The sequence below is a fragment of the Paenibacillus sp. P46E genome, from assembly GCF_001909095.1.
Taxonomy (GTDB): Bacteria; Bacillota; Bacilli; order Paenibacillales; family Paenibacillaceae; genus Paenibacillus_AQ; species Paenibacillus_AQ helianthi.
In genome coordinates, this window is record NZ_LVYZ01000064.1 from 1 (window position 1) to 16,552 (window position 16,552).

Here is a 16,552-nt window from a genome sequence, read left to right on the forward strand (position 1 = left end):
AATCCTCCGACTACACGCAACTATCGTTAACGACAATATGCATATCTTAGTTTAACAGGGAACGGGGCTGTCCCAAAAGTAGGTTTTCTATGGCGGAAGACGGTTCTCTTCATTCTTAAAACCACATTAAGTGAGCAGAGCAGCGATTCTCCCGTTATTGGAGGATCGCTGCTCTGCGTTTTTGGTCATTAGTGGCTTGCTTCAGCAGATGGTGAGCAAGGGAAAGCCAACCGACCTCAAGCGTCACTTTCTCCATGCCGCGAAGCAGAAACCGCCGCAAGCCCCGGTTGTTCTTCAGTTGTCCAAATACACTTTCTGGTTCTGTCATTCGGCGTACGGACAACGCATAGCCTTCCTCGCTTCGCTGGGTTTCCCGAGCTTGCTTCTGGTACCGCAGCCGTTCCAGACTAACCACCACTTCCCGATTTCCTGCTGCCTTCGTACATTCTTCAGGGGGCAGCCCTCACAGGAGTGACTTCGGTAATGACGTTTCCGAATTTCATATCCACTCTCTAGGATTTCCTTGCTTTCTTTGCGAAAATGCAGCGTTTGTCCGGCTGGACATGTCCATGTATCCTCCGTTTCGGTGTACGTCCAGTTCTCAATCTTTCCGATGTTTTCTTTCCACGCTTTGCTCTTTTCTTTATGGTAGCTGCCGTATTTCACTACCGCCTGAATCTTTTTCTTTTCCAGATAGGCGTAGTTTTCTTCACTCCCATAACCTGCGTCCGCAATTACTGTTTGCGGTAGTCTCCCGAAGATCTGCCGCGCTTTTTCCATGTGCGGCTGGAAGCCGCGGGTGTCGGTCGGTCTTGGATGGAGGCTGTAGGCCAGAATAACTGGTTTTCCGTTCCGATTTGTACATTGTAGCCAGGTTTGAGTTGACCATTACGCATGGGGTCTTCCTTCATCCGCATGAAGGTTGCATCCGGGTCTGTCTGACTAAAGCTGTTTCGGTCCCCAAGCAGGGTTTGGTATTGCTCATATTTCAGCAGTCTCGGCAACAGATCCTTACGGAGGCTCCGAACCGCTTTTTTCAGTGGTTTGTTTTTGGGCTTCTCCAGCAGTTGCGACTCTAGCGCCTGAGTCATTTGTTCGAGTTTCTCACTACTCATCTCGGCGGACTCGCCAAGTTCGCTCAGGTCCTGGCCGCGGTGCTCCTGTTCTTCTTGTTTCTCTGTAGCCTCAATGCCCTCAAACAATGCATGTACCTTTTCTTGCAGCTTGGCCTTATGCTTACTAACGGCTTTGCCCCACACGAAGGTATAGCGATTGGCGTTAGCCTCAATTTTGGTTCCGTCCACAAAGTACTGCTCCAGAGAAACGTATTTTTCGTCAGCCAAAAACTGAAGCACGGCGGTAAATACCGTTTCGAGGACATCTTTCATTCGCAGGGAACGGAAGCGATTAAGGGTACGGAAGTCTGGTCGCTGCCGTCCGGCCAGCCACATGAAGGGAATGTTCTCCCGTACCGCTTTGGCGATTTGACGAGATGAATATATTCGCTGAGTGTAAGCGTAGATCATAACTGTGGTGAGCATTTTAGGATGGTAGCTGTCACGGCCGCCACCGGGATAGGCAGCGTCAAAGAGGGTGTCGTCCAGCCGATTGACGGCTGCGTTAACGACACGAACGAGGTGATGTTCCGGAATGTCTTCTTCCAGATCCATTGGCAAGCAAAGTTGGTCCATGGTATATTGAATGTACAAAGAAACCTTTCCTTTGAAATGGTTGGTCGCACTTCCATTTTACCAAAGAAAGGTTTCTTTTTTTATGATTTTTAGAAGGATTGTCGTACATTTCCCGCTTAAACAGCGGAGAGGACGGAACGATTGTGGAAAAGCGGCAGCGGTCGCCTTGGTCTCCGGATTTTCACCGCTAAGGGGAATGAAAAAAATCTGGAGAGCACAGCGATTGGAACAACGGTCCGTTCGCGTAGCGTCCTCACAAGCGAAACCGTCTATCTGACTCCAAAAAAAGAGCTGTCCCATAAGCCATGAAATGGCTGCTTGGGACAGCTCTTTTGTGCATGATCAAATGTGAATGGGTTAAAGCGGCTAAGGTCTAACTTCAAAGAACTGGCATCTGCTGCGGGAATAATAGGTTAAGTCGCTAACCCGGGATTGAATCACGACATCCGAATCCGTGAAGCGGACGACGGTCGCTCCGGAATTCACCAGATGGTCATCCTCGAAGACCCGAACCGGCAGTTTGCGGTCAACGGCTTCCTGGAGATCGCTGTCGGTCAGCAAAGGGCGGTTGATAGGCATGATAATACTCTCCTTTTGTAAAATATAAGGATCTGGATGGGTGGAGGATGGAAATAAAAATAGTATACCTGTGTGCAGCACATAAATCCAGAGTGAACACACAGGTGGTTAACCACTATCGTAAATATTTCCACCATAAATCGGAAGTTTGCCTCCTCAAAAAATCGGATTGCCTACTGTACACTAAGTCTTGTAAGAGAAACCTTTGAAAGGGGTACAGAGGAATGAGAAAAGCAAATCACCTGGCAGTGTCACTTGCCGCCGTTCTGCTCGTAGGTTCACTGGCAGGATGCGGAGGAAACAACAATGCCGGGAACGACACTAAAAAAGAAAATGCGGGTAACAACGCGGCAAGTACAAATGCTCCGGCAACCGAAAAGGCTGCAGATCCTGCTGGAAAAATTGAGCTCTCCTTCTGGACACTTGGCAATGTCAACTATGAAGAGTTGGCGAACCAATATACGAAGGATCATCCGAACATTACGATTAAGGTTCAGAACACCGGTGACCAGACGGCTCACCATAACAACCTGACGACTGCATTGTCCGCGGGTTCGGGAGCACCTGATATTTTCCAACTTGAAATCGGTTTCATGGAACGTTTCCTGGGAGCTCAGGATAAATTCTACAACCTGAACGATTATGGCGCGAAAGATATTCAAGCCAATTATCTGGACTGGAAATGGAAACAAGCCTCTTCTGTAGATGGCAGCTTCCAACTGGGTCTTCCAACAGATATCGGACCTACCGTTGTATATTACCGCACGGACTTGGCTAAGGATGCCGGATTACCGGATGATCCTGACGGCTTCGGCGCTGCTATTGATACCTGGGATAAATTCGCTACAGTAGCTAAAGCGTTCAAAGAAAAAACTGGCAAGCCGTTTGTGGATCTGACGGATCTGACCTACAACGCTCTGCGCGACCAATCCGCTGACGAAATTTACTTCAGCAAAGCTGATGGCAAATTCATCGGCGACACGAACCCGCAGGTGAAGAAAGCTTATGATTTCACGGTTAAGGGTATTCAGGAAGGTTGGATCAGCAATGTAATGCTGTGGTCCCCTGAGTGGGGTCAAGGCATGAGTGACGGTTCCTTTGCCGTGGTTATGGGACCTGCATGGATGGCTGGCAACATTAAGAGCAATGCACCGGATTCCTCCGGCAAATGGAAAATTGCCCAGCTTCCTGAAGGCGCCGGTAACTGGGGCGGATCGTTCATCACCCTGCCAAAGGAAGGCAAGCATCCTAAGGAAGCTTATGACTTTATCCAATGGCTGGTCAATAAAGACAATCAGCTCGAATCGTTTAAGACCAAGGGGCTGATGCCTTCCATTCCTGCACTGTATGAAGATCCTGCATTTAAGGACTTCAAAGATGATTTCTTCGGTGGCCAGCAGACTGCAGTCGAATTCGGTAAATCAGCAAACCGCGTAAAACCTGTATACTACGGTCCTCTGCATGACCAGACCGATACATTCTTCAAGAACGCCCTGAAAAACGTGCTGGAGAAGAAAGCCGATCCGGCCAAAGAGTGGGATGAAGCTGTGAAACAGGCGAAGACTCTGGCAGAACGCGGCTAAGTCTTTCAATGAAGTTGTTATGACCGTCCGGATTCATGGAGTGCAGTATCCTCCTTGAATCCGGATTTAAAAACGTTATATTCCCTGGAGGTGTGACATGGCTGAGCCCGTACTCGCGAGTTCACATGCCGAGAGCAAACGCCCTTTTTTAACTGAACAAAGACGGAGCCGTATTACTGCATATACCTTTATTTCTCCTTTCTTTATTCTGTTCTCGATATTTGGACTGTACCCGATCTTTTTCACGATTTATTTATCCTTTTTCAAGTGGGATGCACTGGGTCCCATGAAGTATGTCGGCATGAAAAACTATGATCTGGTGACGAGCGACCCCACCTTCTGGATCTCTTTCACCAATACGCTCATTATGGGCCTTATGGGAACGGTACCGCAGATTATTCTGGCGCTGCTGCTGGCGGTACTCCTGCATTCCGGGATGACCCGGTTCAAAAAAACATTCCGCATTCTCTATTTTATGCCGAATATCACTTCTATCGTTGCCGTTACGCTGGTATTCAGCACGCTGTTCGGCAACAACGGGATGATCAATTGGATGCTGAATGGACTGGGCCTAGACAGTGTAGCCTTCAACTCCGGGTGGTGGGGCGTCAAAATTGCCATCTCCTCGATGGTTATGTGGCGCTGGACGGGCTACAACGCGATTATCTTCCTCTCGGGTCTACAGAGTATTCCGATGGATCTGTATGAAGCGGCCCGCATCGACGGAGCCAGCAGAAGACAGCAGCTTACGTTCATTACTCTGCCGCTGCTGCGACCGTTCATTATTTTTGTTACCCTGCTCTCTACGATTGGCGCCCTGCAGCTCTTCACGGAGCCATATGTATTCCTGGGCCAATCCGGAACCGGCTCGACACGGCAGGAAGGGATTACAATGGTGACCTATCTGTATAGTGAAGCCTTCCGTAATGGATTCTTTGGTACGGCGGCGGCTACGGCAGTTCTGCTGTTCCTCGTCACGATTATTTTCTCCTTGCTTAATATGCTGGTCTCAAGCCGCATGGGTGGAGATACAGGAGGGAAAAAAGCGTGAGTACACTGCGTATGTTCAAAAAAAATCCGGACGATCTGGGTATTTTCGGCAAATTCTGGTTCTATGTTTTGTTAATTCTCGGGGCGCTGGTTTCCATCTTTCCGTTTTACTGGATGTTTGTGGTGGGTACCAATGACAAAGGTGCTGTCTTTCATGTGCCTCCGCTGCTGACTATCGGAGATCAGTTCGTCGACAACTTCAAGCGTGTACTGGATAAAGCGGATTTCTTCCAGGCACTGGGTAACTCTCTGTTTGTTTCGTCGATGGTGACGATCTCGGTCGTGTTCTTCTGCACACTGGCTGGCTATGCATTTGCTAAATATGAGTTTCCGTTCAAAAATGTTCTGTTCTATTTTGTCATTGCTACCCTGTTTGTACCGCAGCAGCTGGGTGTACTGCCAACCTATGTGATTATGGCAAAGCTGCACTGGATCGACAGTTTCAAAGCCCTGATTGTGCCGGCGATGGTTAATGCGTTCGGGATCTTCTGGATGCGCCAATACATTTCTACAGCCGTACATACGGAGCTGATTGAAGCCGGCCGAATAGACGGCGGAGGACATTTCCGCATCTTTTGGAACATTGCGATTCCGGTCATTACTCCTGCCATGGCTACACTTGGCATTCTGAACTTCATGACTGTGTGGAATGATTTCTTCTGGCCTCTCGTCGTTCTGAAGAATAAAGAGCATTATACCATTCAGATTGCCCTCCAGCAGCTGTTTACCACACGTGACGGTCTGGATTATGGAATGATTATGTCCGCCACTTTCACCGCAACGCTACCGCTGCTGGTTGTGTTCCTGCTCTTTAGCCGCTGGGTCATTGCCGGACTGACTTCGGGTGCAATCAAGAGCTAACAGGAAATAAGGATTGCCGTGAAGAATAATAAGGACATAGGACCGCAGGAGGAAGGGAAGGATCTATGAAGCTCCGCCGCAAAATATTGTTCGCTATTATTCTTCTCGTGTTCATCCCCGTCATTGTGATGGGGAGTGTGACTTACGTTAATTTTTCGAATGCCATGGAGAAGAAATCCAGCAATTTCTACTGGATCTCGCTTCTGGAGACGGACCGCAAGCTGAAGTTCGCACTTAGTGAAATTTCATCCATAACTAATTCGGCCATAACGCAGCCGGCGATTCAGCAGTCACTGAAGCAGCCGGATTTTGTGTTGACCTATGACCGCAAGCAGGAGATTAACAATCTGCTGATCAACCATCCGATGATAACTTCCTTTAGTTTGTATGGCAAAGACCGTCTATTGTATCAATACAACGCACCAATGTCCTTCGCTGACATGCGGAAGCAGGTCTGGTACGGGGCCATGGAGAGCGCGGAGGGGCGCCCCGTCTGGTCAGGTCCTGGGGAGAACGGCTCGGAATCATCCGGTAACCCTGTGCTGGTGCAGGCCAGGATAATTAAGGATTATTATTCCCTGGAGGATATCGGCTATCTGGTGGTGTATGTGAAACCGGATTTGCTGGATCAGATTTTCTGGGAAGCCGCCACACTGAAAAAAGGGGATATTCTGCTGGTGAACAAGCAGGGGAATACCGTCTTTACCAAATCCGGAGAGCATATCGGGCAACGTACGGATTTCCCTTTTTTACAGGACAACTATTCCCGGGATGAGGACTATTACATCGACAATTATCAAGGGGAGAAATCACTGATTACTTTCCTGCCTTCACATAATACAGACTGGTATTTGGCAGCGATTACACCGATGAATCTGATTTCTTCTGAGTCCGTGTCGATCCGCAATATTGCGCTCATACTAGGTGCGGTTTCATTAATATCCGCGTTTTTATTTGACCATTATTTTGTACGCCGGCTTGTGCGCAGCATCAACAGTGCAGTGAACGGCATGAAACGGGTAAAGCAGGGTATTTTTACACCCATAACCATACCTCCCCGGGCCGATGATGAAAGCGATTCACTGATTGACGGCTTTAATCGGATGAGCGCACAGATCGTGGAACTGATCGAGCAGGTGCAGACAGAGCAGGGCCGTAAGAAGGAGGCAGAAATGCAGGCGCTGATGGCGCAGATTAACCCGCATTTTATCTATAATTCACTGGAATCGATCAACTCCATGGCTGTACTGGCTGGGAACCGGGATATCAGCAAAATGGTTGTCTCACTCGGCAAGCTGCTGCGGATCAGCATCAGCCAGAATCAGGAACTGATTCCGCTGCAAATGGAGTTTGAGCATGTTCGACACTATCTGGATATTCAGAAATTCCGTTTTGAAGACAAATTCTCTTATGCGCTGGAGCTGCCGGATTCGCTGAAATACCTGATGACCCAGAAGCTTATTGTCCAGCCGATTGTTGAGAATGCTCTGTACCATGCCATTGAACAGATGGAGGAGCATGGAGTGATTACAATCTCTGCGGAGGAGATGGGGAAGGATCTGATTATTATAGTCAAGGACAACGGCCCGGGCTTTGATCTTGCCACGCTGATGAGTCTGTGGAACAAGGAACGCATGAATCCGAAAAAATACAGCGACAGCGGGGTTGGACTAAAAAATGTGCATGAGCGCCTGAAGATCCGGTTCGGCAATCCTTACGGCATTGTAGTCTGTTCCTCCCCTGGTTTCGGGTCAACAATTTGTATCCGTATTCCGAGAATTCAGCCATGACGGGAGCGGATGGAATGACTCGAAAACAGATTATCCAAAGATGGCTGATGAAACGGGGCTGGATTATTCTCTATATTGGCCTGATGACAGGAGCGGTTCTCTTTATTTTGCAAGGCAGAAGGGAACCGATTGAGGACAATGCCCAGGAGAAAATCACCCTTACCTTCCGCCATTTCTGGATTAAGGAGCATGACCGGCCATTACTGGCTATTTTCGAAGAGGTGGTAGAGAAGTATCAGCAGGAACATCCCAATGTCAAAGTGAATTTCGAGGGACTGGACCAGACCATCCACCGTGAGCAGAAGCTCAAGAGTGAAATGGTTACCGGCACCCCCCCGGATATGTTTGTGTTATTCGGAGGAGCCGAAATCGAGCCTTATGTCCGTTCCAACCGTTTGATGGATTTGACGGATTTCGCCCAGATGAATGGCTTGAAGGATCAATTCAAGGACCTGCACCTCTGGACGTTCAATAATAATCATATTTACGGACTTCCGATTGAAGGAAATGCAGAGCCGCTGTATTATAACCGGACGATCTTCAACAAGCTGGGCATTAAGGTCCCGGAAACACTGGCTGAACTGGATACAGCAATCCTCCAATTGAAGCAGGCGGGTTACATCCCCTTTGCGCTCGGCAATGAAGACCGCTGGCCCGCCGGGATATTTGCCCATTATTTAATGGAGCGCTTCGCCGGTCCGGATCTGATCCAGAAGCTGGTCACCGGTAAGGATGGAGCAAGCTTCGAGAACAGCTATTATAAGCAGGCGTTCCGGCATCTTGGCCAATGGATCGGGGAGGAGGCATTTAGCCCGCTTTCCAATGATACCTCCCCGGAAAATGCAGTCGGGCTGTTCACAAGCGGGCAGGCTGCCATGTATTTGAACGGCAACTGGGATATTAACCTGTTCTCAGGGGAGAAAGCACCTGCAGATTTCCAGAACGAGGTAGGGGTTATTCCGTTCCCGGCTCTGAACAGCAGTGAGGAAGCCTCTATCGCGGGCGGGTATACCATCGGGATCGGATTGTCCTCCAGCTTGAGCGGAACCAAACGGGAAGCCGCACTTGCGCTGATGAAAGGATTCTATACCCAAGAGATACAGAGACGGATTGTGTACGAAGGCTTAAGAATTCCGTCCATGCGTATTACCATTGATCCGAATAAGACCGGCCCGGTATTCGCCCAGGTCATGGAGATGATGGAGAAGAATCAGCAGAGCTTCGTGCCCTATGATAATCTGCTGTCACCGGAGGTCAAGAAAACATTCCTGAGTGTCATAGAAGAGATGATCGATGGCGGCCTGCAGGGCGATGAGGCATTGAAGCAGCTTCAGGCCTCATCGGAGCAATACTGGAAATTGATACGGAGCTCGGCCATACAATAAGCCTGGGGGGTCTTGAGATGGGTGCAACACTGGTGAATTACAAAGTGCTGCTGGTAGATGACGAACCGATCATTCTGCGAAGCTTGAAGGTGGCCATCCCTTGGGAGGAACTGGGCCTAACGATTGTGGGAGAAGCAAGGAATGGGGAAGCGGCGCTGCGTTTGATTGAGGAGACAGAACCTAACATCATCATCAGCGATATCCGCATGCCGGTCCTTGATGGCATTGCGCTGATGAAGGAGGTCCTGCCGCGCAGCGGCAAGCTGATCTTTATCTTTATCAGCGGTTATGGGGAGTTTGAATATGCCAGGGAGGCGCTGCGGCAGGGGGCATTTGATTATTTGCTGAAACCGATTGATCACGATGAATTGACCGAGATGCTCACACGGGCCAGAGAGAGGCTCGACCGCCAGAAGGAGAATGAACAGCTGCTGCTCTCGGTGCAGACCTTGTCCATGCTGGCGCGTGAGCGGATGTTTGCTGAATTCACCCTCGGTCATCCGCGTCCCCTGCAGCATCTCAAATGGCTGGAGAATAGCGAGCTGGAAAGCGACTATTTCATGGCGGTGGTCCGGCTTGATCATTATGCTTCATTGACTGCTAAATGGAGTGTGGAGGAGAAGCGACTTTGGCTGTTCGCGGTGAGGAACATTCTGGAGGAATGGTCGCTGGAAAATGGAGTGCTGTCCGTGTTCCCGTTCTATAACGGGGAGTGGATTCTGCTCTTTCCCGGAAATCTTAGTGCAGGCAGACAAGAGCTTGGCGAGCAGCTGACCGCCGGGATTAAAAGATATTCCAAGCTGGAATGTTCGGTAGGCATCAGCCGGACTACAACGGGGATTAATCAATTGAGCACTGTGTACCCCTTGGCCTGCAAAGCACTGTACCAGCGGTTTTATTCGGGTCAGGCAGGCGTGTTCCTCGATGAGGAGACCTTACCTGGCGGAAGCCGGGAAGTGAAATACCCGAAGGAGCTGGAGCTTGCCCTGATTGAGAGTATCCGTACCGTGAATCTGGAGCGGATGTTATCCTTATTCGATGAAATGGCCGAGTTCATTGAAGCGCAGGGATTGCCGCAGGAGCTTGCAGAGAGACTGATCATTGAGATGATTGTGGTGCTGTACCGGCAATTTGAACACCTGAATATGCATACCGACTGGTCATTAGAAGGTTTGCTCAGCAGACTGCATAGTCTCGGTACGTTGTCGGCGATGATAGCTGCACTCAAGATGGAATTCCGTGAGTGGATGCTGGAGAGCCATAAATCGGCTTCCCGTGAGGATGGGCGGAGCATCGTGGAGAAGTCCAAACGGTATATTGAAGCTAACTATCACAAGGATCTTAGCATAGAAGAAGTTGCGGAGATTGCGGATCTGAGCATCAGCCACTTTTGCACACTGTTCAAACAAATCTCCGGTTATACCTTCCTGGAGTTCGTAACCCACTGCCGGATGGAGAAGGCCAAATATATTTTGCAGAACAGCAACGTGAAGGTCTATCAGGTCGCGCCGCTTGTCGGCTATCAGGACCCGCGCTACTTTACACAAGTATTCAAAAAAGCCACCGGCAATACGCCGACGGAATACCGTGAGGCGAATTCCCGGCAGGCGAATTAGAAGTTGTCTTGGAAGTTTGCACTCCTGATTCAATCATTTCCCCATAACGAATCCCGTGATATATTAATGTATTTCAGTTGCTTCATGCTATTGAGAAAATCAGGTTTCCGGTGGATCAGACACATTCCTAAGTTCAAGCTTTGCAGGGACTTCAACTTCACTAACTGGGGCGGCAGCTCATGGATCGTGGTGTATTGAATGGTAAGCTGCTCCAGATGCTCCAGCTCTCCAATTTCCGGCGGGATACAGTTTAAGCTGATTTCTCCCTACGGCTTGACCTGATACCCGGGAGTCGGCCGGTCCGAGCTTCCACAATAGATACAGAGCTCTCTCAGGTTCTTCAGCCTACCTATAGACGCGGGAATACTCTCTAAATCAGCCGTCAAGATTTTCAAGCGTTCCAGCTTGCTTAATTCGAACAGTTCTTCGGGTAGACGATAAAGGTCCTGTTCAAAAATTTCCAGATCACGCAGTTCTGTCAGCTCCCGGATTCGTCTAGGCAGCTCTGTCAGTCTATGTCCACTGATGTACAGCCAGTCGGTTTTATGTATAATGGCGTCATCTAGCAGATGATCCAGCTCCCGGTGAGATTGTAATTCCAAAAAAAGCCCGGTAATTCGATCCATCAGTCCGATGGCTTCTTCTTCCGTTACATCCATACCATACATATGTTCATGCACAACCGAATAAAGATAGTCTCCGCCGCCTTCTTTCAGGAAACACAGGTCCTCCGGCAAGCTAGGATAGATCCAGTCCGACAGGCGGTTTGCCATTTGCTTCAGCAGGTTCCCGCTTTCTTCGCAGCATCTATACAAATAGTAGGTTCCCGCAGAATAAAAGGCACGACTGCGATAGGACTTTCCCATTTGAATAACTTCATCCATATTATTATCTTGGATTACGATTGTCTTCATCAGATAAGGGTTCAGCGCGTCCAATACTCCCCTGTAACGGCCATGTACTACATCCGCCGGAATCTTCTCCCCAAGCACAAACCATTTCGAGTTCCGTATTGCCAAATCGATTACCTGCTCATACGCTTTGTCTCTAGGGTCTGTATACATTCGCATCCTTAAATCTCCATTTCTGATCAAAGTAATGATATTTCTATTCCAATGATACCACTAATTGGAACGTAGGTATGACATTTGTCATACAGTATCATTGATGTTTATGCCTTTCTGGGATGACACATACTACCCTATAATGAAGATAGATGAATGTATCCGTTACCTGGAACATCCGAGGAGGAAACGAACTAGATGACTACAAACCAGACATCCCAGCTCTCCAGCCTGAAAAAAAGTATGGCTCCCTTTGAAAAAACAAATCAGCGTGCGAGTATCAGACAATTGATCAATACCCTCGTTCCGCTTGTGCTTTTATGGGTGGCCGCCTATTTCAGCCTCTCCGTATCCTACTGGCTTACGCTTGTGTTCGCGGTCCCCGCAGCCGGGTTTGTGATCCGCACTTTTATTATTTTCCATGACTGCTGCCATGGCTCATTCTTCAAGAACCGCAAAGCCAATGATATCATCGGGACGATTACGGGCGTATTGACGCTTGTACCTTACCGCCAATGGAAGCATAGCCATTCCATCCATCATGCCGGGAGCAGCAACCTCGACAAACGGGGAATCGGCGATATCTGGATTATGACCGTAGAGGAGTATGTCGCAGCGAAGCCGTTGAAACGCCTATACTACCGTATTTACCGCAATCCGCTGATCATGTTCGTGGTCGGACCGGTCGCCGTCTTCCTGATTCAATACCGTTTCAATGCCAAAGGTGCAAGACGCAAGGAACGGATGAACACCTATTTGACCAATGTTTCCATTGCCGCACTTTATGCTTCGCTCATCTGGGCGATGGGTTGGCAGGCTTTTCTGATGGTGCAGCTGCCGATCGTATTCGTTTCCGGCTTTCTCGGCATTTGGCTGTTCTATGTGCAGCATCAATTCGAGGATTCCTATTTTGAGCATGAAGAGGAATGGAGTTATGTATCAGCCGCAGTGGAAGGCAGTTCGTATTATAAACTGCCGAAGGTGCTGCAATGGATTACCGGCAATATCGGATTTCACCATGTTCATCATCTGAGCCCGAAGGTGCCGAACTATAATCTGGAGCTGGCACACAATGCATCCACACCTCTGCAGCACGCTACAACGATTACTATTGGAACCAGCCTGAAGGCACTGCATTTCCGCTTATGGGATGAAGAGAATAAAGGCTTTGTCGGTTTCAGGGAGATCAAGGCGAGAATGAAACAGCCGGAGTCGGCAGCGGAGGGTCTGAAAGTCATCAAACCCGGATTCCAGAGCGAATAGAATATATAGTAGAGAAAGACGAAGCCGGAGAACATCACAGCCGACGCTCCGCTTTCTCTTTTTTTGCCGCATATTGTTGGAAAACGAAGTGTTTATGCTAAAATGGGGGTACAATCTTGCTGGCAAAAAGGATGGCTGACATGCAGAAGTGGCATCATATTTTTCATAAAAGTACCGGTCTTAGCCCTTATGTATGGGTCATATTTTATATTCTCCCGTTTTATTTCATCTTCCGCTCCGCATCGGTGAATCAGAACCAGTGGGTCTATGGAATCGTTATGATATTGGTCTTTTTTACCTGTTATGTCCTCTCGTTCAAATCAAAGGGATGGGTAGTCTATTTCTGGACCAGTGTGCAGATCGTGGTCTCGATCACAATGACTTTGTTGTTTGGATATATGTACTTTGCTTTGTTCATTGCTTTTTTTATCGGGAATATTCAGAAAAGAGCCGGTTTTTTCACTCTGTATTCGATTCACCTGCTGACCACCATCGTTGCCATCAACTATGAGCTGATTACTGGGAATTCTGTGTTCATCTCACAGATTCCGTTCGTACTGGTGAGTATGATCGCTGTAGTGCTACTGCCCGCGACAACCTACAACCGTAACAATCAGGATAAGCTGCAGGGTCAGCTGGAGGATGCCAACAAACGGATTTCGGAGCTGGTGATCATAGAGGAGCGGCAACGGATTGCCCGGGATCTGCACGATACACTGGGTCAGAAGCTGTCACTGATCGGTCTCAAAAGCGATCTGGCCGGCAAATTGGTTCACAAAAATCCGGCGCAGGCTGTATTAGAGATAAATGATGTCCGCCAGACCGCCAGAAGTGCGCTTAAGGAAGTCAGGGAGATGGTAACGCAAATGCGCGGAATCCGTCTGGAGGATGAACTGGTACGTATCCGTCAACTGCTGGCGGCAGCAGAGATAGAATTCCAGCTGGAGGGCAATCCAAAGCTAAATAATACCTCCCTGATTACGGAGAATGTGCTGAGCATGTGTCTTAAGGAAGCCATTACGAATGTAGTAAAGCATAGCAAAGCCACACTCTGCCAGGTGCGGATTGAACCGTCACGGACCGACCTGCAGATTATGGTAAAGGACAACGGCACGGGAACCCGGGGAATCAACCTGTATGACAAGGGTCACGGACTTCAGGGAATGAGAGAGCGGCTTGAATTTGTGAACGGTAGTATGGATGTATTGCAAGATCAAGGAACGACGCTTGTCATTAAGGTGCCGAACGTCTTTAAGCAACCGGAACTGGAGGTAAAGGGACAATGATCAAAATAGTTATCGCTGAGGATCAGCGCATGCTGCTGGGGGCACTCGCTTCCCTGCTGGATCTCGAGGAAGATATGCAGGTAGTGGGCCGGGCAGGCAACGGGGAGGAGGCCGTCAAGCTGGTACGACTGCACAAGCCGAATATTTGCATCATGGATATTGAGATGCCGGCGATGAGTGGTCTCGAAGCTGCAGAGGTCTTGAAGGATTCAGGCTGTAAAATAATGATTCTGACCACCTTTGCCCGGGCTGGGTATTTCGAACGGGCCGTCAAAGCCGGTGTAAATGCTTATCTGTTGAAAGACAGTCCGAGTGAAGACTTAGCACTCTCTATCCGCAGTGTGATGGCCGGCAAACGGCTCTATGCGCCCGAACTGATGGATGAGGCTTACAGCAATGAATCCAATCCCCTGACTCAGCGGGAGAAGGAAGTGCTTGGACTCATTGCCGATGGCAAAAATACGAAAGAGATCGCCAGCCAGCTCTATATCACAACCGGAACGGTACGCAATTATATATCGGTCATTCTAGATAAGCTGGACGTAGGGAACCGGATTGAAGCCATCACCAGGTTTAAGGAAAAAGGCTGGTTTAAATAAACGGAAATCACATGGGACTCGATGAGTCTCTTTTTTTATGCTGTAAGTCTATAATCGGGTCCCACTGTCCAAGGTTTAAACTGACGCTGATTTCTTCAGATAATCTTCTGTCAATATTTTTGCATTGACAAGACTATGTTCCTGTTTTTTAGGTAAAGCCGTGTGCTGGATTGGAACCTGAGGGTATTTTTGTTAAGATAAATGCAAACATGTGATCTTATCCATGGATTGGGGTAATGAAGTACATGTGTTCATTTTTTACGTTATATCAGCTGATCTGCCATTTAATTCAGTCGGGAGGACAACTAATTTGCCTGAACTAACATCATCGTATGTAGATTCGCTCGCACCCAATGCCGCTGCTATCAAGAATGGCCAGGGTCTGGTACGCAAGAAGAGCTTCTTACAGCTGCACACTTCAGAGAACGGGGAACTGCTCTTTGGACAATGTGCCGGGAGCGGTAAAACCCCTTATGAGTGCTCCGTAGATTTTATTACACCGGAAAGTCCGGTGTTCCGTTGTACCTGTCCCAGTAGGCAGTTCCCCTGCAAGCATGCACTTGGTCTTCTCTATGCCTATGTGGAAGGTCAGGCCTTCACGCCGGCAACGGTGCCGGGGGATGTTGCCTCCAAACGCGAGAAGGCGGAGAAGCGTGAAGAAACCAAAGCCAAACAGGCAGCCGAGGGTATAGAGAGCAAGCCTAAGAAGGTCAATAAGTCAGCATTGAAGAAAAAAATCAGTGCACAGCTCGAAGGACTCGATATGCTGGAAAAACTGGTGCTGTCTCTGATCCGCGGCGGGTTATCCACGATCGACAGCAAAACAGTTAAAACCGTACAAGAGCATGTAAAACAGCTCGGTAATTACTATTTATCCGGAGCACAGACGCAGCTGCGCCATTTTGCTCTGCTGCTGGGTAAGGCAGAGGACCGGGAAGAGGGCTATACATATGCCATGGAGCAGCTAACGCGGCTTCATGCTTTTATCAGGAAAGGCCGGGTCTATCTGACTGCCAGAGCGGAGGACCCTGAGCTTGCTCTTGATCATGAATCCACGATTGATGAATGGCTGGGACATGCCTGGCAGCTGTCGGAGCTCAGGGAATATGGACTGGTGAAGGAGAATGTCGAACTTCTGCAGCTGGCGTTCTACAGTTACGATGATCCTGCTAGGCAGGAGTTCGTAGATCTCGGCTACTGGCTGGAGACGGCTGGCGGCGAGATTCACCGGACAGTGAATTACCGGCCTTATAAGGCTGCCAAGCTAATGCGGGAAGAAGACAGCTTTTTTGAGCTGGCCCGTATTCCGCTGCTGTACACCTACCCGGGAGAGATGAATGTAAGAGTACGTTATGAAGAAATGACCCCGAGAGCTATAAGTGATACCGATCTTGATAAGGTTCTGGCAAATGCTGGCCGTTCTTATGCGGAGACGCTCAAAAAGGTCAAAAATCAATTGAAGAACCCGTTAAGCGATAAAACACCCGTAGTGCTGCTGCATGCAGCCAGTGTGGGTATTACGGAAGGCGGCCAGTATGTGATCACGGATGAATCCGGAACAGGGCTGGTGCTGGAGGACATTCCTTCGCTGCCTCAGGGCACGCTTGAACTGCTTCCGTTCTTGCCTGCAACTGCACTGAAGGATTGCTGCATTCTGGTGATGTTCGAGCATCTTCTGGATCAGGGCCGCCTGATTGCCCAGCCGCTAACCCTGATCCAAGGTGGTTCAATTACCCGGCTTCTGTACTAACTACCTGTAAATATCATATACGTTCTTATATATCC

General features: G+C 48.9%; 13 protein-coding genes and 1 pseudogene. 11 read left to right on the forward strand and 3 right to left on the reverse strand.

From position 1 onward, the window contains the following. Positions 1-154 precede the first annotated feature (154 nt). Positions 155-1,709, reverse strand: a pseudogene (locus tag A3849_RS23955) (IS1182 family transposase). A gap of 123 nt (positions 1,710-1,832) precedes the next feature. Here A3849_RS23955 and A3849_RS33095 point away from each other — a divergent pair. Continuing rightward, positions 1,833-2,000, forward strand: a complete 168-nt coding sequence (locus A3849_RS33095) for a hypothetical protein (protein ID WP_178382787.1) — start codon at positions 1,833-1,835, stop codon at positions 1,998-2,000. A 57-nt stretch (positions 2,001-2,057) separates the two neighbouring features. Here A3849_RS33095 and A3849_RS23960 read toward each other — a convergent pair whose 3' ends face one another. Beyond that, positions 2,058-2,270 carry a hypothetical protein gene (locus A3849_RS23960; protein WP_074113647.1) on the reverse strand — a complete coding sequence of 71 codons (213 nt, stop codon included), beginning with the start codon at positions 2,268-2,270 and terminating at the stop codon, positions 2,058-2,060. A 224-nt stretch (positions 2,271-2,494) separates the two neighbouring features. On the opposite strand from A3849_RS23960, the gene A3849_RS23965 reads away from it, so the two are divergent. The 6 genes from A3849_RS23965 to A3849_RS23990 all read left to right on the forward strand — a co-directional run bounded on the left by A3849_RS23965 (position 2,495) and on the right by A3849_RS23990 (position 10,555). Next, the gene (locus tag A3849_RS23965; protein WP_074113648.1) at positions 2,495-3,853 is read left to right on the forward strand and encodes an extracellular solute-binding protein; all 1,359 of its coding nucleotides are present in this window, start codon (positions 2,495-2,497) and stop codon (positions 3,851-3,853) included. A gap of 97 nt (positions 3,854-3,950) precedes the next feature. After that, positions 3,951-4,904, forward strand: coding sequence for a carbohydrate ABC transporter permease (locus tag A3849_RS23970; RefSeq protein ID WP_074113649.1), 954 nt, complete (start codon positions 3,951-3,953; stop codon positions 4,902-4,904). An 11-nt stretch (positions 4,905-4,915) separates the two neighbouring features. Continuing rightward, a complete protein-coding gene (locus A3849_RS23975; RefSeq protein ID WP_372237794.1) occupies positions 4,916-5,764 on the forward strand; it encodes a carbohydrate ABC transporter permease in 849 nt (282 codons plus the stop codon). A 65-nt stretch (positions 5,765-5,829) separates the two neighbouring features. Then, a complete protein-coding gene (locus tag A3849_RS23980; protein WP_074113651.1) occupies positions 5,830-7,554 on the forward strand; it encodes a cache domain-containing sensor histidine kinase in 1,725 nt (574 codons plus the stop codon). A 14-nt stretch (positions 7,555-7,568) separates the two neighbouring features. Beyond that, on the forward strand, positions 7,569-8,939 hold the full coding sequence (locus A3849_RS23985; RefSeq protein ID WP_083613643.1) for an ABC transporter substrate-binding protein: 1,371 nt from the start codon (positions 7,569-7,571) through the stop codon (positions 8,937-8,939). Positions 8,940-8,956: 17 nt separating this feature from the next. Continuing rightward, positions 8,957-10,555 (forward strand): response regulator, encoded by a 1,599-nt coding sequence (locus A3849_RS23990; RefSeq protein ID WP_074113652.1) that lies wholly within the window; start codon positions 8,957-8,959, stop codon positions 10,553-10,555. Between the two features lie 266 nt (positions 10,556-10,821). Here the strand turns inward: A3849_RS23990 and A3849_RS23995 are convergent, their stop codons facing one another. Beyond that, positions 10,822-11,625, reverse strand: a complete 804-nt coding sequence (locus A3849_RS23995; protein WP_074113653.1) for a leucine-rich repeat domain-containing protein — start codon at positions 11,623-11,625, stop codon at positions 10,822-10,824. Positions 11,626-11,817: 192 nt separating this feature from the next. Here A3849_RS23995 and desA point away from each other — a divergent pair, with 192 nt between their 5' ends. The 4 genes from desA (at position 11,818) to A3849_RS24015 (ending at position 16,517) form a co-directional block, all read left to right on the forward strand. Continuing rightward, positions 11,818-12,882, forward strand: coding sequence for a Delta(5) desaturase DesA (gene desA / locus A3849_RS24000; RefSeq protein ID WP_074113654.1), 1,065 nt, complete (start codon positions 11,818-11,820; stop codon positions 12,880-12,882). Positions 12,883-13,022: 140 nt separating this feature from the next. Beyond that, positions 13,023-14,168: a sensor histidine kinase gene (locus tag A3849_RS24005; RefSeq protein WP_074113693.1), complete on the forward strand. Its 1,146-nt coding sequence runs from the start codon at positions 13,023-13,025 to the stop codon at positions 14,166-14,168. Beyond that, positions 14,165-14,767 carry a response regulator transcription factor gene (locus tag A3849_RS24010; RefSeq protein WP_074113655.1) on the forward strand — a complete coding sequence of 201 codons (603 nt, stop codon included), beginning with the start codon at positions 14,165-14,167 and terminating at the stop codon, positions 14,765-14,767. Before A3849_RS24005 ends, A3849_RS24010 begins: the two co-directional genes overlap by 4 nt. Positions 14,768-15,077: 310 nt before the next feature. Next, a complete protein-coding gene (locus A3849_RS24015; RefSeq protein WP_074113656.1) occupies positions 15,078-16,517 on the forward strand; it encodes an SWIM zinc finger family protein in 1,440 nt (479 codons plus the stop codon). Positions 16,518-16,552: the final 35 nt, after the last annotated feature.